This is a genomic window from Phenylobacterium sp. SCN 70-31 (assembly GCF_001724605.1).
Classification (GTDB): domain Bacteria; phylum Pseudomonadota; class Alphaproteobacteria; order Caulobacterales; family Caulobacteraceae; genus Phenylobacterium.
Genome location: NZ_MEEX01000013.1, coordinates 69,631 through 85,383, shown reverse-complemented (window position 1 = coordinate 85,383; position 15,753 = coordinate 69,631). Strand labels below are relative to the sequence as shown.

The 15,753-nt window shown below is 67.6% G+C and carries 15 protein-coding genes; 3 read left to right on the top strand and 12 right to left on the bottom strand.

Annotation, left to right across the window (positions count from 1 at the left end; all coding sequences use genetic code 11):
• Positions 1–35: 35 nt before the first annotated feature.
• From ABS78_RS11710 to flbT, 6 genes are all read right to left on the bottom strand, one after another.
• Positions 36–869: a flagellin gene (locus ABS78_RS11710; RefSeq protein ID WP_293378942.1), complete on the bottom strand. Its 834-nt coding sequence runs from the start codon at positions 867–869 to the stop codon at positions 36–38.
• A gap of 194 nt (positions 870–1,063) precedes the next feature.
• On the bottom strand, positions 1,064–1,384 hold the full coding sequence (locus tag ABS78_RS11705) for a flagellar protein FlaG (protein WP_293378940.1): 321 nt from the start codon (positions 1,382–1,384) through the stop codon (positions 1,064–1,066).
• A gap of 123 nt (positions 1,385–1,507) precedes the next feature.
• Positions 1,508–2,323, bottom strand: a complete 816-nt coding sequence (locus ABS78_RS11700) for a flagellin (protein WP_293378939.1) — start codon at positions 2,321–2,323, stop codon at positions 1,508–1,510.
• A 300-nt stretch (positions 2,324–2,623) separates the two neighbouring features.
• Positions 2,624–3,442, bottom strand: a complete 819-nt coding sequence (locus tag ABS78_RS11695) for a flagellin (protein ID WP_293378938.1) — start codon at positions 3,440–3,442, stop codon at positions 2,624–2,626.
• 301 nt (positions 3,443–3,743) lie between these two features.
• The gene (flaF, locus tag ABS78_RS11690) at positions 3,744–4,112 is read right to left on the bottom strand and encodes a flagellar biosynthesis regulator FlaF (RefSeq protein ID WP_293378936.1); all 369 of its coding nucleotides are present in this window, start codon (positions 4,110–4,112) and stop codon (positions 3,744–3,746) included.
• On the bottom strand, positions 4,072–4,497 hold the full coding sequence (gene flbT / locus ABS78_RS11685; RefSeq protein WP_293378934.1) for a flagellar biosynthesis repressor FlbT: 426 nt from the start codon (positions 4,495–4,497) through the stop codon (positions 4,072–4,074). Before flbT ends, flaF begins: the two co-directional genes overlap by 41 nt.
• Before the next feature lie 258 nt (positions 4,498–4,755).
• Between flbT and ABS78_RS11680 the strand changes: the two genes are divergently transcribed.
• Positions 4,756–6,570 carry a tetratricopeptide repeat protein gene (locus ABS78_RS11680; RefSeq protein WP_293378932.1) on the top strand — a complete coding sequence of 605 codons (1,815 nt, stop codon included), beginning with the start codon at positions 4,756–4,758 and terminating at the stop codon, positions 6,568–6,570.
• A gap of 159 nt (positions 6,571–6,729) precedes the next feature.
• Here the strand turns inward: ABS78_RS11680 and ABS78_RS11675 are convergent, their stop codons facing one another.
• Both ABS78_RS11675 and ABS78_RS11670 read right to left on the bottom strand, forming a co-directional pair.
• Complete coding sequence (locus tag ABS78_RS11675) at positions 6,730–7,149, bottom strand: GNAT family N-acetyltransferase (RefSeq protein ID WP_293378929.1); 420 nt, start codon at positions 7,147–7,149, stop codon at positions 6,730–6,732.
• A gap of 56 nt (positions 7,150–7,205) precedes the next feature.
• Positions 7,206–7,907 (bottom strand): glycosyltransferase family protein, encoded by a 702-nt coding sequence (locus ABS78_RS11670; RefSeq protein ID WP_293378926.1) that lies wholly within the window; start codon positions 7,905–7,907, stop codon positions 7,206–7,208.
• Between the two features lie 227 nt (positions 7,908–8,134).
• On the opposite strand from ABS78_RS11670, the gene ABS78_RS11665 reads away from it, so the two are divergent.
• On the top strand, positions 8,135–9,004 hold the full coding sequence (locus tag ABS78_RS11665) for a MoxR family ATPase (RefSeq protein ID WP_293378923.1): 870 nt from the start codon (positions 8,135–8,137) through the stop codon (positions 9,002–9,004).
• Between the two features lie 122 nt (positions 9,005–9,126).
• The gene (locus tag ABS78_RS11660; protein WP_293378920.1) at positions 9,127–9,954 is read left to right on the top strand and encodes a hypothetical protein; all 828 of its coding nucleotides are present in this window, start codon (positions 9,127–9,129) and stop codon (positions 9,952–9,954) included.
• Positions 9,955–10,206: 252 nt separating this feature from the next.
• Here ABS78_RS11660 and ABS78_RS11655 read toward each other — a convergent pair whose 3' ends face one another.
• The 4 genes from ABS78_RS11655 to ABS78_RS11640 all read right to left on the bottom strand — a co-directional run bounded on the left by ABS78_RS11655 (position 10,207) and on the right by ABS78_RS11640 (position 15,751).
• A complete protein-coding gene (locus tag ABS78_RS11655; protein WP_293379214.1) occupies positions 10,207–11,496 on the bottom strand; it encodes an aspartate aminotransferase family protein in 1,290 nt (429 codons plus the stop codon).
• A 44-nt stretch (positions 11,497–11,540) separates the two neighbouring features.
• Positions 11,541–13,055: a M81 family metallopeptidase gene (locus ABS78_RS11650; protein ID WP_293379212.1), complete on the bottom strand. Its 1,515-nt coding sequence runs from the start codon at positions 13,053–13,055 to the stop codon at positions 11,541–11,543.
• A gap of 252 nt (positions 13,056–13,307) precedes the next feature.
• Positions 13,308–14,393, bottom strand: a complete 1,086-nt coding sequence (locus tag ABS78_RS11645) for a DUF2817 domain-containing protein (RefSeq protein WP_293378917.1) — start codon at positions 14,391–14,393, stop codon at positions 13,308–13,310.
• Entirely contained in the window at positions 14,390–15,751 is a 1,362-nt protein-coding gene (locus ABS78_RS11640; RefSeq protein WP_293378914.1) for an MFS transporter, read from the bottom strand. The genes ABS78_RS11645 and ABS78_RS11640 overlap by 4 nt, the downstream gene beginning before the upstream one ends.
• Between the last annotated feature and the right edge of the window lie 2 nt (positions 15,752–15,753).

Here is a 15,753-nt window from a genome sequence, read left to right as displayed (position 1 = left end):
CGCCCGGGCCATGTCCACGCCCCGATGGAAAGGAATCAGCCGCCGCGGAAGAGCTGAAGAATGATCTGCGGCGCGGCGTTGGCGATGGAGAGCGCCTGGGCGCCGAGCTGTTGCTGCACCTGCAAGGCCTGGAGGCGCGCGCTTTCCTTGGCGAGGTCCGCGTCCACCAGGTTGCCGACCCCGGCTTCCAGCGTGTCGGTCAGCTTCGAGACGAAGGCCAGGTGGGCTTCGACCTGCTTGGCCTGCGAGCCCATGTTGCCAAGAGCCTGGTTGACGTTGCTGATCGAGGTCTCCAGCCGCGCCAGCACCGTCGTCGCCATGGTCACGGTGGTGATGGCCGCCGCCGCCGGGATGGTGATGTTCGAGCCGCCCAGCGCCAGCGAGCGAGTCGACAGGGTCAGGCGCGTCGTCGCCTCGGCGTTGGCCAGGAACTGGATGTTGCCGCCCAGGCCGTTCAGGAGGTTGGCGCCGTCGAACTCGCCGTTGGTCACCACCTGGGTGATCTGGCGCAGGATCGCCTGGAAATCCGAATTGAGAGCCGTCCGGGAACTGGTGTCCAGCGACGTGTCCATCGCCGCGACCACCTTCGCCTTCAGTTCCACGAGCAGGTCCGAGACCGTCTCGCCGGCCGTCATCGAGACCTGGGCGATCGAGTTCGCGCGCTCCAGGCTCATCCGCACCGCACCCAGGGCGCCGATGTCGGCCCGCTGCCCCTGGGCGATGGCCCAGATCGCGGCGTTCTGCTTGGCGTCGCCGATCTTGAGGCCGGTGTTGATCCGGTTCTGCGTCTCGGCGAGTTCGGTGTTGGTCTTGTTGAGATTCTGAAGCGCGGTCAGCGCAGACTTGTTCGTATGGACGCTGATCGTCATCGCGCGCTCCTGACAGGGGCCCTTCCGGCTGCGACTCGCAACCGTACCGTGCTGGAACGCTAGGAAATCGTGGTGAGCAGATGGTTAACGCGCTCAACACTTATGTCCGCCGCCGGATATCTCCGGGGCGGTTGAGACAATCTGCCTCACGGTCCGTGCGAGGAATCGCGTCGGCGGATGCGCCCTCTTCGGGCTTAGGCCTTCGTCCGGATGATCGATCCGGCGGCGTACTGGCGCTCGCCCTTGAGCTTCAGGACCTCGGCCCTGGGCAACTGGCTCAGGACTTCGCCGGTCAGCCGGTTGATGGTCTTGTAGATGTAGGCGCCGCTGGCCTTGTCCATCTCGATGACCAGCCGCATCGAAACCTGTTCGGGCTCCCTGGCGACCAGGTCCCTGGACGCCGCCTCCTTGACCACGGCGGGCGACTGCGCACGCTGGGTTTCCTTGGCGGTCGGCGTGACCTGGACGGAACCGGGATCCGGAACGGCTGCGACAGCCGCAACCTTGCTATCCATGTCTCCCTTCGCTGAACGGGGGTGCAGCGCTCCTGGCTGAGGCGAACGGCGGACGGGCGGACCCGCCCGCCGTCGCTAGGTGAATGACCCGGAAGCCGGGGTCGGCTCCCGGGCTTGCCGGCCTTAACGGAACAGGCCGAGCAGGATCGAGGACGACTGGTTGGCGATCGACAGCGCCTGGACCCCGAGCTGCTGCTTGGTTTGCAGGGCTTGCAGTCGGGCGCTTTCCTTCGCCAGATCGGCGTCGACGAGGTTGCCCACCCCGGCGTCGATCGTGTCCTGGAGCTTGTTGACGAAGCTCAGGTGAGACCCGAGCGCCTTGGCGCCCGTACCCAGCTTCGACAGCTTGCTCGAAACACTGGTGATGGCGGCGTTGATGGCGCCGATCGCCGTCGAGGCCAGCGTCTTGGTGGTGATCGTGGACGCCGCGATGGACAGCGCCGACAGCGTCAGCGTCTGGGCCGACACGGTGATGCGCGAGGACGCATCCGAGTTGGCCAGAGACTGAACCGTGGTGCCGTCTTGCTTCAGCATGTTGCCGCCGTTGAACTCGGCGTTGCTGACAGCCTTGGTGATCTGGGCCTTCAGCGAGGCGAACTCGTCCGCCAGCGCGTTGCGGCTGGTGGTGTCGAGACCCGCGTCGGCCGCAGCCAGGGCTTTTTCCTTCATCTGAAGTAGGATGTCGGAGATCGACTCGCCCGCCGAGATCGCGACTTCCACGGTCGACTGACCGCGTTGCAGCGATTCACGGACGGAGTTCAGGGCGTTGGAGGCCGAACGCTGGTTCTGGGCGATGGCCCAGATGGCGCCGTTGTCCTTGGCGTTCGCGATCTTCTTGCCGGTGTTGATCCGGCTCTGAACCGTGGTCAGTTCGGAATTGGTCGCGTTCAGGTTCTGGAGGGCGACCATCGCCCCCACGTTGGTGTTCACCGAATTCATCGGTCGAAGCCCTTCTTCATAAAGGTGCCGGCCGTCGTTCTGGCGGCCGCGGGCATTTTGCCCGGTCGGACTTCGAGCAAGTCGCAGGCCATGGGGCGTGTGACGCCTGAGACCTTCAACCGATTGATTTTATGTCGTTATATAGCTGTTAGGGTTGCTTATGGTCGGCAGAATTTGCCGGACCGGCGCCCAGGTCAGCAGAATTTGCCCGTCCCGCCCGGCAAAAATCGCCGACGTCGCGGGGGACGTCGCGAGGAAGGACTCGCCGGGCGGGACGACGCCCGCCCGGCGGTTCGCAACTTAACGGAACAGACCCAGAAGGATCCCCGTCGACTGGTTGGCGATCGACAGCGCCTGGACCCCGAGCTGCTGCTTGGTCTGCAGCGCCTGGAGCTTCGCGCTCTCTTTCGCCAGGTCGGCGTCCACCAGGTTACCGATCCCGGCGTCGACCGTGTCCTGGAGCTTGTTGATGAAGTTCAGGTGAGACCCGAGCGCCTTGGCGCCCGTACCCAACTTCGACAACTTGCTCGACACTTCCGTGATCGCCGCGTTGATCGCGCCGATCGCCGTCGAGGCCAGGGTCTTGGTCGTGATCGTCGACGCCGCGATGGACAGCGCCGAGATCGTCAGCGTCTGCGCCGCCACGGTGATCCGCGAGGACGCATCCGAGTTGGCCAGAGACTGCACCGTGGTGCCGGCTTGCTTGAGCATGTTGCCGCCGTTGAACTCGGCGTTGGCGACAGCCTTGGTGATCTGAGCCTTCAGCGAGCCGAACTCGTCCGCCAGCGCGTTGCGGCTGGTGGTGTCGAGACCTGCGTCGGCTGCGGCCAGGGCCTTCTCCTTCATCTGAAGCAGGATGTCGGAGATCGACTCGCCCGCCGAGATCGCGACCTCCACGGTCGATTGACCGCGCTGCAGCGATTCACGGACGGAGTTCAGGGCGTTGGAGGTCGCGCGCTGGTTCTGGGCGATGGCCCAGATGGCGCCGTTGTCCTTCGCCGAGGCGACACGCTTGCCGGTGTTGATCTTCGTCTGGGTGGATGCCAGCTCCGCGTTGGTTGCGTTGAGGTTCTGGAGCGCGACCATCGCGCCCACGTTGGTGTTCACCGAGTTCAGCATGGTGTGGTCTCCGTTCTGGAGGGGTGATCCGGGCGTTTTGCCGGTGAGCGATTTTTCGCTCGCACCAAGCCACGCAATCGCCGGGCCACGATTAACCACGAGCCGATTTTTTCAGGACTTTGAATTTTATGATATTTTCGAACAACGCGGTATGCCGCCGACGCGCGCCGCGCTAACCATTCCTGCAGCCCGGCAGGACCTGCCGGTCAGGTTCCGCCCGACGCGTTCCGGACATTCGAACGGCCGCGGATCGCTCCGCGGCCGGCAAGACGTCGCGCGTCGGAGGCGCGAGGGGACGGAATCAGGCGGCGGCGGACGTGGCGTCGCCGGCGAGACCCTGCATGATCATCCGGTTGATCTCGATCAGGGGCTCGAACTCCTCCTGATTCCGGATCACCAGGCTGGTGTGCTTACCCACCCAAATGCTGAGCGAGATCAGCGAGGCGCGCAGCGGCTTCGGCAGCGCGTTGTCGGGCTGCGAACAGTCGGCCGCCAGCGTGGCCCAGACCCGCCGGTTCCAGTCGAGCGCGTCCATCCGCCCGCCCACGTCCTCGCGCGGAAGCTTGGCCGCCTCCATGAGCGCGCGCGTCACCTGGGCGAACAGGCGGTATTCGAGATCGCGCGGGCTCTCAGCCCGCGTCGCCGCCTGTTGATACGCCTGAAGGGACATTCCCCAACCTCTCGTCTTCGTATTCGATGAGCTTCCGGCACACCATGAGCGCCTTGTAGTACTCACGCTCCATGCAGTACCGCGAGATATCCACGCAGTCCGCGAGCACCGAGGGATTGGAGATCACCCCCATGAACTCGGTCACACGGGTCACGAACTCCGAGTAGTACCGCTCGGCGTTCGCCCCATCGAGGTACATCATCATCACGGGGAAGTAGATCCGACGCGCAGGCGTCTGGACGTCTTCCTCCTGCATGATGTCCTTCTCGCGGAGGACCGAGGCCTTGTTCTGCAGCACCAGCACGGCGCGGCGATCGCCGTTCTGGACGACAGCGCCGTTCAGAACGAACTTCTCACCCGGCTTCAGAGACAGCTTCAGCGGCAAGTCCGGCCCCTCTTTGCGGCGGAGATCAGCATCACGCGAATCGAAACGGGTTCATCTTCGCGCCGACCGCCCCCGAACGCACGTCCCGCTTACCGGCGAACCCGTTAACGCCCGATTTCCCGGCGCATCCAAGCCCGCTGCAACTCACGGATGCGACCGAATGGCGCGGCTTAATCGGGGATTAAGCATGACGCGCGACGAAGGCTCCATAGCCTTCAGGAGTTCTCCGCAATGGCCGCCAAGGCTCCGCTTCGGAATATGGCCCGGAAGCCCCCGCAGAATTGGCCCCAGGACCTGCAATCGGCCGGATCGATGACGGTGCTCGACGACGCCGCCCGTCCGACGCCGGCCAAGGCGGCCCTGGTGGACATGGGCCAGGCGGGCGACCGCGACGCCCTGGCGCGTCTGAACGAGGCCATGAAGGAGTTGAAGGCGCTGGCCGCGGCCCCCCTGCTCCGCCGCGCCATCGACGCCCTGAACCGCGAGAACTTCACCGCCGGCGGCAAGTGGGCGCTCAAGGCCCTGGAACAGGACGACCGCAATGGCGTCGCCTGGTACCTGCTCGCTATCTCGCGCGAGCGCGCGGGCGATTTCACCAATTCCGTCAAAGCTTACGAGGCGGCGCTTCAACTCCTGCCGAACCATTCCGAGGTCGCCAACGACCTGGGCCGCCTGGCCCACCGCATGGGCATGCACCAGCAGGCCGAGAAGCTGTTCCGTCACTACATGGAGCACGCGCCCCACGAGGCCCAGGGCTACAACAACCTCGCCACCTCGGTGAAGGATCAGGGCCGCGTCGACGAAGCCGTCGAGATTCTGCGCGCCGCCATCACCGCCATGCCCGAATCCTCCATGCTCTGGAACACACTGGGCACGGTCATGATCGAGGGCGGCGACCTTGCGAACGCCGCCACCTTCATCGCCGAGGCCGTGCGGCTGGACCCTAAGTTCAACAAGGGTCGCTACAACCTCAGCCAGGTGAAGCTGCACCTGGGCGAGGTCGAGGACGCCCTGGTCGACTGCGAAGCCGCCCTCGCCAAGACGGCCACCGCCGACGACCGCGAGATGATGAAGCTGGCCCGCTCCTCCTACCAGCTCGCCCTGGGCCGCCTCGGCCCCGGCTGGGACGACTACGAGGCGCGCCTCTCGCCCCAGTTCGCCGACGTCACCCACTTCGCCATCGACCGGCCCCGCTGGGCGCCGGGCCAGGACATCGCCGGCAAGGATTTCCTCGTCGTGGGCGAACAGGGCCTGGGCGACGAGGTGCTGTTCGCCAACGTCCTGCCCGACATCATCCGCGACCTGGGCCCCGACGGCCGCCTGCGCATCGCCGTCGAGCCGCGCCTGGTCGATCTCTTCCGGCGCAGTTTCCCCGGGGCCGAGGTCAGCGCGCACGTGACGCGCGTCTGGGCCACCAAGCCGCTTCGCCTCGTACCCGGAACCGATCTCGAGACCGTCGACCTCTGGACGCCGATGGCCAGCCTCATGCGCCAGTACCGGCGCACGCTGGCGGACTATCCCACCGACCCGGCCGGCTACATGGCCGCCGATACCGAACGCGTCGCCCACTGGCGCCGCCTGCTGGCCGACGCCGGCCCGGCTCCCAAGGTTGGGCTCCTGTGGAAGAGCGCGGTCACCGCCGGCCACCGTCACCGCTACTTCTCGCCGTTCGAGCAGTGGGCGCCGGTCCTGCTCACCCCCGGCGTCGCCTTCGTCAACCTCCAGTACGGGGATTGCGAGGCCGAGTTGGAGCAGGCCCGCCGCGACCTCGGCGTCGAGATCTGGTCGCCGCCGGGCATCGACCTGAAGAAGGACCTGGACGACGTCACCGCCCTGGCCTGCGCCATGGATCTGGTGATCGGCTTCTCGAACGCCACGTTCAACCTGGGCGCCGCAGCCGGGGCGCCGAGCTGGCTCATCTCCGCGCCCGGCGCCTGGCCGCGGTTGGGCCTGACCGAGACCTACGCCTGGTACCCCCAGGCCCGCGTCTTCGTGCCCGACGCGTATCAGGCCTGGGGGCCCGTCTTCGACCGCATCGCCGGCGACCTGGCGGCTCGCGTCGCCGCGGGCTGAGGCGCGGCGTCAGCCGCAGGATTTCAACCGCGAACGAACGCGGAAAGACGCGAACATGTGGAGGCGAGGCCTGCCGCCTCGCGACGCTCCGCAACTTTCGCGCCGCCGTCTTCGCGTTCGTTCGCGCTTCCCTTGTCCTCGTCTCCGAGGGCGAGGCCCCTACCCCGGCCGCCGATATCGCCGGATGTCGTCCCGGCGACCCTGAAGCTGGAAGCCCGCACCCTCGAAGAGACGCACGCTGGTCGCATTCGCCTCGCGCACCTCGGCCCAGACTTCGCCGCCCACCTCGGCCAGCGCCGCCATCAGTAGCGGCCGGCTCAGCCCCCGGCCCCGCTGTTCCGGCGCAAGGTTGATCGAGACCTCGGTCTCGTCCGCATGATCGAACCGCACCATCCCCACCTTCGCGCCGCCCGCCTCACCGATCAGCAGCATCCGGCGCGGATCGGCCAAGGCCGCTGCGAACCAGGCCAGGTGCGCCGCCTCGTCCACCGCGCCGGTGTCGCGCGACATGGCCCGCGTGTGCGGATCGTTGCGCCAGGCCAGCACGTCCATCGCGTCCGCCGCCGTGGCCCGCCGCACGGAGACCGGTTCATGGCCCGCCGGTTCAGGTGACTCCGGTTCGGGGCCCGCCGCGCTCAAGGCTCTCCGCCCCGCGAACTGTTCTCGGCCAGCGCCAGGATGTCGTCCGTGCCGAAATCGGGCTTGGCCGGATAGAGCTGCGCATAGACCCGCCGCACGAACGCCAGATCCTCCGGATAATCCACCGTCCAGCGCAGGTGGGTCAGCGACGGGGCCCGCGGCAGCCCCGCCAGCCGATGCTCGCCCGGGCGGCGATAGAGGAACGGCGTCACATGCTCGCGCTCGTAGGGGTCGGCCGCCTCGCGCCCGGCCCGCAGCAGCGCGGCCGGCCGCGCCACCTCGGCGTCCAGCCCGTGCGGCCAGGTGCGTTCGGGCAGGTTGTTGCTGGTGTAATCGGCGTCCTCGGCCAGATGGCGTTCGACCAGGGCGTCGATCAGCGTCCAGTCCGTCAGCGGGCAGTCGGCGGTCAGCCGGACCATCGCCGCGGCCTCGGGCCGGGCCTCCAGGACCGCACAGAACCGCGAGAGCACGTCGTGGAGGTCGCCGCGGAACACCGTGACGCCCAGGTCCGCGCAGGCCGCCGCCAGGGGATCGTCGCCGGGCTCGACGCTGGTCGCCACCACCAGTTCGTCGATCCGTCGCGCCCGGCGCAGCCGCTCGACCTGCCGCGCGATCATCGGCTGGCCCAGCACCGGCGCCAGCACCTTGCCGGGCAATCGGCTCGACGACATCCGCGCCTGAAGCACGGCCAGGATCATGGGTTTCGCCCTCCGTCCGCGCGCCCCAGCTCCCTTGTGCGCCCGATTCCCCGTCCCGCCCAGAGTGTGGTCCAGAATCGTCCCTCGCGGGCGCTCCGGCGGATGCCCCTGCGCCAACATCCGCCCGCCCGCCGCGCGAACGCGCTTGATCCTCGCGCGCGGCCCTATAGGCTGAGCCAGACAAACAACTGTTCGAATGCGGGCCGGCGCCCGCGCGGGGAGCCTAGATGAGCCAGCGTTTCGAAGGGACGGACGACTACGTCGCCACCGAAGACCTCAAGGTGGCGGTGAACGCCGCGATCGCCCTGGAGCGTCCGCTCCTCATCAAGGGTGAGCCGGGCACCGGCAAGACGGTCCTCGCCGAACAGATCGCCAAGGCGCTCGGCTCCGAGCTGATCACCTGGCACATCAAGTCGACCACCAAGGCCACCATGGGCCTCTACGAGTACGACGCCGTCACCCGCCTGCGCGACAGCCAGCTCGGCGACGAGCGGGTCAAGGACGTCAAGAACTACATCAAGAAGGGCAAGCTCTGGGAGGCGTTCGAGCACGGCGGCCGTCCCGTTCTGCTGATCGACGAGATCGACAAGGCCGACATCGAGTTCCCGAACGACCTGCTCCAGGAACTCGATCGGATGGAATTCTACGTCTACGAGACGAACGAGACCATCAAGGCGGCGGTCCGCCCCATCGTGATCATCACGTCCAACAACGAGAAGGAACTTCCCGACGCGTTCCTGCGTCGCTGCTTCTTCCACTACATCCGCTTCCCCGATTCCGAGACGATGCAGGCCATCGTCGATGTGCATTACCCGGGGATCAAGCAGAAGCTGGTCGCCGAGGCGCTGCGCATCTTCTACGACATGCGCAAGGTGCCGGGCCTGAAGAAGAAACCCTCCACGTCCGAACTGCTCGACTGGCTCAAGCTGCTGATGGTCGAGGACATCGACGGCGACGCGCTCGCCGAAAAGGACCCCACCAAGCTGATCCCGCCACTGCACGGCGCCCTGCTCAAGAACGAACAGGACGTGCATCTGTTCGAGCGCCTGGCCTTCCTGGCCCGCCGCGAGGGCGCCGCCCGCCCCGGCCAGCAATAGGCCTGGCCAGCAATAGGCCTGGACAGGCGGCAGGCCCGGCCGGAACCAGGCCTTACCGCGAATTCACTCGCCTTTCCGAGGGGCTCCGCTCACGTTCTACGGAACGGACGGAGCCCTTTTTCATGAAGCCGCTATCCCTGATCGCCGCCTCGGCCCTGGCGCTGGGCGCCGCCGCGTGCGGGCCCCAGGTTCCGGCTGCGCGCGCCGCGCTGGACTGCCCTGCCAACCAGGGCGACCTGACCCGCACCTCGGCCTCGGCCGACGGCAAGGCCTGCACCTACGCCACCTCGACAGGCGCCGAAGTGACGCTCCAGCTCGTGCCGGTGGCGAACGGCGTCGACCAGACCCTGGCCGCGATCGAAAAGACCCTGCTGGCCGACCGCACGGCGGCGACGGCCGCAAGCGCGGAAGCGATCTCCGGAACGACGGCGGAACCTGTCCCCGCCCAGGCCGAGGCCGTCACAGCCGAAGGCGCCTCCGCCGCCCGCAAAGCTCAGGCCGAGGCCGAGGCCGACTCCCGGAGCGCCGGCGTCGAAGTCAGCGTCCGTGTCGCCGGCCGCGACGGCGAACAGGGCTCCGACAAAGGGACCACCCGCGTCAACCTGCCGGGCATCAGCATCGTGGCGAACGACAAGGACGAGAGCGCGAACATCAAGGTCGGCCCCATCACCGTGAACGCCAACGGCGAGGCCGCCACCATCCGCGTCGGTCCCCGCGACGTGCGCCTGCGGGGCGAGCAGCTCAATCCCGAGAAGCGCGGCATGCGCGCCATGTTCATCTACACCGGCCAGGACCTGCCCGAGGGCTACCGCTTCGTCGGCTACGAGGCGGGCGGCCCCAAGCGCGGCCCCATCACCGTCGCCATCGTGAAGTCGAAGTCCGAGGGTCCGCGGGGCGACGAGATCTATCCCGACGTGAAGAAGCTGGTCCGCAAGAACGGCGGCGTCTGAGGCCGGGTCCTCGTGACCGTCCGCCCCCGCCATCGCCGACCTCTCCAGGCCAGGACAAGCGAAGGAAGGCGTCGAGGCGCAAGATCCGCGCTTCCAGCATTGAGCGCCTGCAATATGGAAAAGGCGCCTCCCGACCCAACGGCCGGGAGGCAGTTCGCCTGATCCACGGGGAGGTGGATGGCCAGGCCAATGGGCCGCGGGCCGCCCGCGTGGCCCGGCGCGGGAACGCCGTGTTGCTCGCACCGGACTTCGTCAGCCCACCCGCTTCAGCGCGTCGGACAGGATCGAAACGATCTCGCCGATGTCGCCCGCCTCGATGATCAGCGGTGGCGACAGGGCGATGGTGTCGCCGGTGACGCGGACCAGCAGCCCGCGTTCGAAGCAATCCACGAAGACATCGTAGGCGCGGGCGCCGGCGGCGTTCGGCCGGGGCGCAACGTCGATCCCGGCCACGAGGCCGATCGTACGGATGTCGGATACATGCGGCAGACCGCGCAGGCTGTGGACGGCGTCGTCCCAGACGCCGGCCAGATCGCTGGCCCGGTTGAGCAACCCCTCTTCCCGGTAGATGTCCAGGGTGGCCAGCGCGGCGGCGCAGGCGGCGGGGTGACCCGAGTAGGTGTAGCCATGGAAAAGTTCGATCTGCGCCCCGGGTCCGACCATGAGCGCGTCGTGGACGGCTCGGCTCGCGAACACCGCGCCCATGGGAATGGCGCCGTTGGTCAGCCCCTTGGCGGTCGTGACGAGGTCCGGGACCACCCCAAAGCGGTCCACTGCGAACGGCGTCCCCAGTCGGCCGAACCCGGTGATCACCTCGTCGAAGATCAGCAGGATCCCGTGACGGTCGCAAAGGGTTCGGAGCCGCGCCAGGTAACCGGCCGGAGGCGGCAGCACGCCCGTCGAGCCCGCAACGGGCTCGACGATGACCGCCGCGATCGTCTCGGCGCCGTGCAGAGCCACCAGCGCCTCCAGGTCGTCAGCCAGATCCGCGCCATGCGCCGGCTCGCCGCGCGTGAAACTGTTGCGACCGGGGTCATGCGTGTGGCGCAGATGATCGGCGCCCGGCAGCAGCGGGAACGTCCGCCGGTTGTTCACCAGACCGCCCACCGAGATGCCGCCGAAGCCCACGCCGTGGTAGCCCCGCTCACGGCCGATGAGGCGCGTGCGCGTCCCCTGCCCGATGGCCCTCTGATACGCGAGGGCGATCTTCAGGGCGGTGTCGACGGCCTCCGAGCCGGAGTTGGTGAAGAAGACCCGGTCGAGACCGGCGGCGGGCCCACCGGGCGCGATGGCGGCCAGCCGCTCGGCGGTCTCGAACGCGATCGGGTGGCCCATCTGGAACGATGGCGCGAAGTCGCACTCCATCAGCTGACGGCCGACGGCCTCCGCGATCTGGCGGCGGCCATGTCCGGCGTTCACGCACCAGAGGCCCGCCGTTCCGTCCAGGACCTCGCGCCCATCGGGTGTGGCGTAGCGCATGCCGGAGGCGGCGCTCAGCAGGCGCGGCGCGGCCTTGAACTGCCGGTTGCTCGTGAACGGCATCCAGAAGCTGTCCAGCGCGACACGCCCTGTGTTCGAAGGCGGGGTCACGCGGTCGCTCCGGCTGCAGAGCGCCCGTCACGACGCGCATCCGCGTCCAGCGGATATGTCGGCCGTTGCAGCTTCTGGAACTTCAGCTGAGTGTAATCGGAGGTGCAGACCCCGAGGCCAGCGCAGTCGATGATCGCGGCGGCCAAAGGCCCTAAGTCGGCCCGCCAATGGTGGCGGCTCTTGATCGCCACATATCTGCGGCGGCGAGGATCAATGCCGACCGCGGTCAGCATATCGATCGAGAACGGTTCGATCTGCTTCGAAACGAGCACGACCTCGACCCGTCCCGTGTCGATGACGGCCGCCTTGCCCATGGACATCGTGACGCCGAAGCTGGCCTTGGTGCGACTGGCGACCAGGCCGTCCGACAGCGTCCTGACCGTGCCTCGGATCTTCAAAGGCGGATTCGGCGCATTGAGGGACGGCAGGCTGGCCCGTCCCCCGACCTCGAGTTCGATTTTCGCCCCGACCCCGGCCTGTATCGCCGCCTCGACCGCGGCTGGATCGCAGAGGCCGAAGAAGGCGACGTCCTGGAGCTCCTGCCGCAGGATTTCCGCCAGCACGGCGGTCGTGTCCATCGTGCCGCCGGAGGCGGAATTGTCGTAGTGATCGATCAGGAAGACCGGCCCGTCGAGGTCGGTCATCTGCTTCGCGCGGGCGATGCTCTCGGCCAAAGGCTCCGGCACGTAGCGGAAGTCGTCTCGCGCCGCCCACGCCCTGTCGAGCAGGTCCTCGACCATCGCCTGGGCCGCCGCCTGATCGCCGTCGGTGACCACGACCGCGCTCAGACCCGCATGGCTGACATCGGCGAGGTTGAAGCCGGTGAACACGCTCGCCGAGAGGGCCCGGCCTTCCGTTTCCCAGGACGCGGCCAGGCCCTGTAGCTCCCGGTTCGGCCACTCGTGGGTGCCTTGCCGCATGGTGTGGGGCAGCATCGGCACGCTCCCCCAAGCGACCGTCGGGACCACCTTGCCGGCGATCTTGTCCAGGAGGATCGATCCGGCGCGGCGCGCGGTCTCCGCCATGTCGGTGTGCGGATAGAGGTGATAGCCGCTGGTGACGTCCGCGAGCTCGACCGTGGCGGGGAAGATGTTCGCGTGCATGTCGAGGGCCGTCGCGATCGGCACATCCGGACGAACGGCGCGGATCCGGCGCAGAAGCTCGCCCTCGCCGTCATCGAAGCCGTCCACGACCATCGCCCCGTGCAACGCCAGCAAGAGACCGTCGAAATGCGAGGCTTCGAGGCAGTCGATGATCATCGCGCTCATGGTCTCGAAGGCGTCCCGGTTTACGGGGGCGCTCGGCGGGGCGTGCGCGGCGAGGGGAAGCTCGATTTCGGCGTTGGCCGCCTCGGCGACCTCGATGAAGCCGCCGACGCAGCTCTCCGTGCCGCGATAGCGACGGATCGCCTCCTCACCTCGCAGGAGTTCCCGGCCATTGGGACAGAACCGGGCGAGCGGAGTCTCCACCGGAGAGAAGGTGTTGGTCTCATGCAGGAGACCGGCGATCATCAGCTTCATGGTTCTGAATCTCTCGTGATCATGTCATGGCGTCAGCGCGTCTGCGGCGTGGAACCCGCCCGCGGGATGACGGTTGGCCACGGGATGGCCTGCGTAGGTCGTGGCGAGTTCGAAAAATGGTCGCGGAAGACGTCGGCTGAGGCCGTTCGCACGCGCTCGCTCAAGCCATACGCGCCGGAAGGCTGACCCTCAGAGGCTCGCCACCCGATCGCCGCGTGTAGCCAGGGCTCGTCAGCAAGAGGCTCACCAGGCGGCCAGGCCCTCGAGCGCCTTTTGGTGCGCCTCGAAGGCCCGTGTGAGGATCGCCGAGCGCCATGCCGGATCGACAGGAGCAAAGCCGCTGAGCATCCGGCTGCGCAGCTCATCTCGCGAGACCGAGCTGCGGTTCTCGCGCCCGAAGCGCAGGAACCGGTCGATCATGATCGCGCTGCGGACCTCGGTGTTGGGGAAGGTCCCGAACTCGATCACCGAGCCTGCGACCGCGGCGTTCGGAATCAGGCCCGGAAGGAAGGTCGCGAACATCCCCTGCCAGTTCGGAAGCGCCCCGCCGGCGCCTTGGAAGGCCGTGGCGTTGCGGGTGACGGCTTCGCGGCCCCACCAGGTTGCGACACGATCCAGCGCCTCCGAGCCCTCGGCGTGGGTGCACAGGTGGAACAGCTCGCCGTAGGCGCCGAAGCCAGAGTGCCAGTCGACGAAGGCCACCTTCTCGCTGGACGCCAGGTGCTGGGCCACGATCTGCTCAAGGGTCCTGCGCGTCCAGCTGGGCCCCGAGCCTCCGTAGTTCGTGCCCGTGGGCTCGTGCCGCTGGCCTCCCGTCATTCCGGTCAGGAGAAATGCGCCGCCATGTTCGTCCTGGACGCGCTTGCCGTTCGCCGCAGCGCGATCGACGGCGTCGTCGGTCCAGTCCTGCGGACACATGAACGGGAAGATCTCATCGTAGGCGACGTTGCGGACATAGGGGACGTCGAAGTCCACGAAGTTGCGATTGACGTCGACGTTGTCCTCGTTGCCGCGCGAACCGTGAGAGACGCCCCAGGGATTGAGGGCGTGGACCAGAACGATCTTGGTGTCCCTTGGCGGGTCCGGCATGCGCAGCAGAAGATCGAGTTGCGCGCCCGAACCCGGGAGGCCTTCAAGACCATGTTCGCCCGATACGACCAGAAGCGCCTTGGGCGCCGCGGACTCGCCGATGACGGCCACATCCATGGCCAGCACCTCGCCCTCGCGCCCCTTGGCCCCGCTGAGCGTGTGTTCCGAAATCGCCGCGGACCGGTCTCGGGCGGCCTGGAGAAATGCGGCGCGGGCGTCTTTGTAGGATTCGTAGATCAAGACTGGACCTCCCTGGGGACCGTCGCACCGCGATCCGTGTGTGATGTACGGCCGTAGCGGACGATCGCGAGCGCCCCTGCCACGAACAGGGCCGCCGGAATGAGAACGAAGGACAGTTGGAGGTTCTGCAGGGCCTCCGGGGAATTGAGGTTGCCGGCCTTGGGCGCGTAGCCGATCGCCTGCAGGATGAAGAAGATGACGCCGACGGAGACGGCGATGCTGGCCTTGGTCAGACTGGAATAGACCGCGTAGAGGCGGCCGGTGAAATCCTCATCCAGCCTCTGCTTCACGTCGTCCGCCGCGTCGCCGACGATCGACTTCAGCATGATCATCGTGCCGGAGTAGCAAGCCCCAAGCACGACCTGCCCCCCGCTCGCCAGGTAGAAAGCGCCGTTCGGCAAGGCGAAGACGGTCAGCTTCACCGCCGCCACGAAAAGGCAGATTCCGATCAGAACCCGTTCCTTGCCGAACCGGAACGCGATCGGAGCCCAGGCGCGCGACGAGGCGAACGCGCCCACGAAGTAGATCAGGAGGAGCAGGTTGGCCTGCGCCGCCGTGAAGCCCTTCGTCGGGGCGAAGAACAGGAGGAGCGAACTCGTCACGCCCGACGCGAGCGCCGTCAGGACGGTGCACGCCATGACGCGGGCCACCGGAGGACAGGCCAGCGCCTTGCCATAGTCCAGCACCGCGCGGCCAAAGGAAGGCACGTGCGTCAGAACCGCCCTTTGCGGCTCAGCGACCCGGGTGGTCGCCATGATCACCGTGAGGGGCGTGACGACCAGGATGAAGAGACCCATGGCGTGGACCGCCAGGTTCCGGTCACCCGGAAGGTAGGCCGTGACCATGGGCAGCACCGCCATGATGAGCAGCATGCCAAGCGTCGCGGCGCCCTGGATTGCGCCATAGGCGCGGGAACGTGAGTTCGAATCCTCGCCCAGCACGGCGGCCCACGAGAATTGGGTGACCGTGACCAGGGAATAGCCGATGAACACGGCGCTCAACGCACCGACCAGATAGGCCACACCGACGTCCTGCGGCGGGAAGTACGCGAGCCAGGACCCGATCATCGCCACCGGAATCCCGGCCAGCATCCAGGGGCGGAACCGCCCGATCGATGTCGAGGTGCGGTCGATGGCGATGCCCAGCAGCGGGTCGAAGACGAGATCGCCGAGCCGAACGGCCATGAAGACGAAGCCGATGACGGCCAGGCCGATACCGCTCTGGGTCGCATAGAACGGCGGCAGGTACACCGCCAACGAGAGGTTTATCACCGCCATCGGCATGGCGGGCGCGGCGAACGCGGCAAGACGTGCGCCCTGCGTCGCGGCTCGGGGTTCCTGCAGCAAGCGGCTCGTCATGA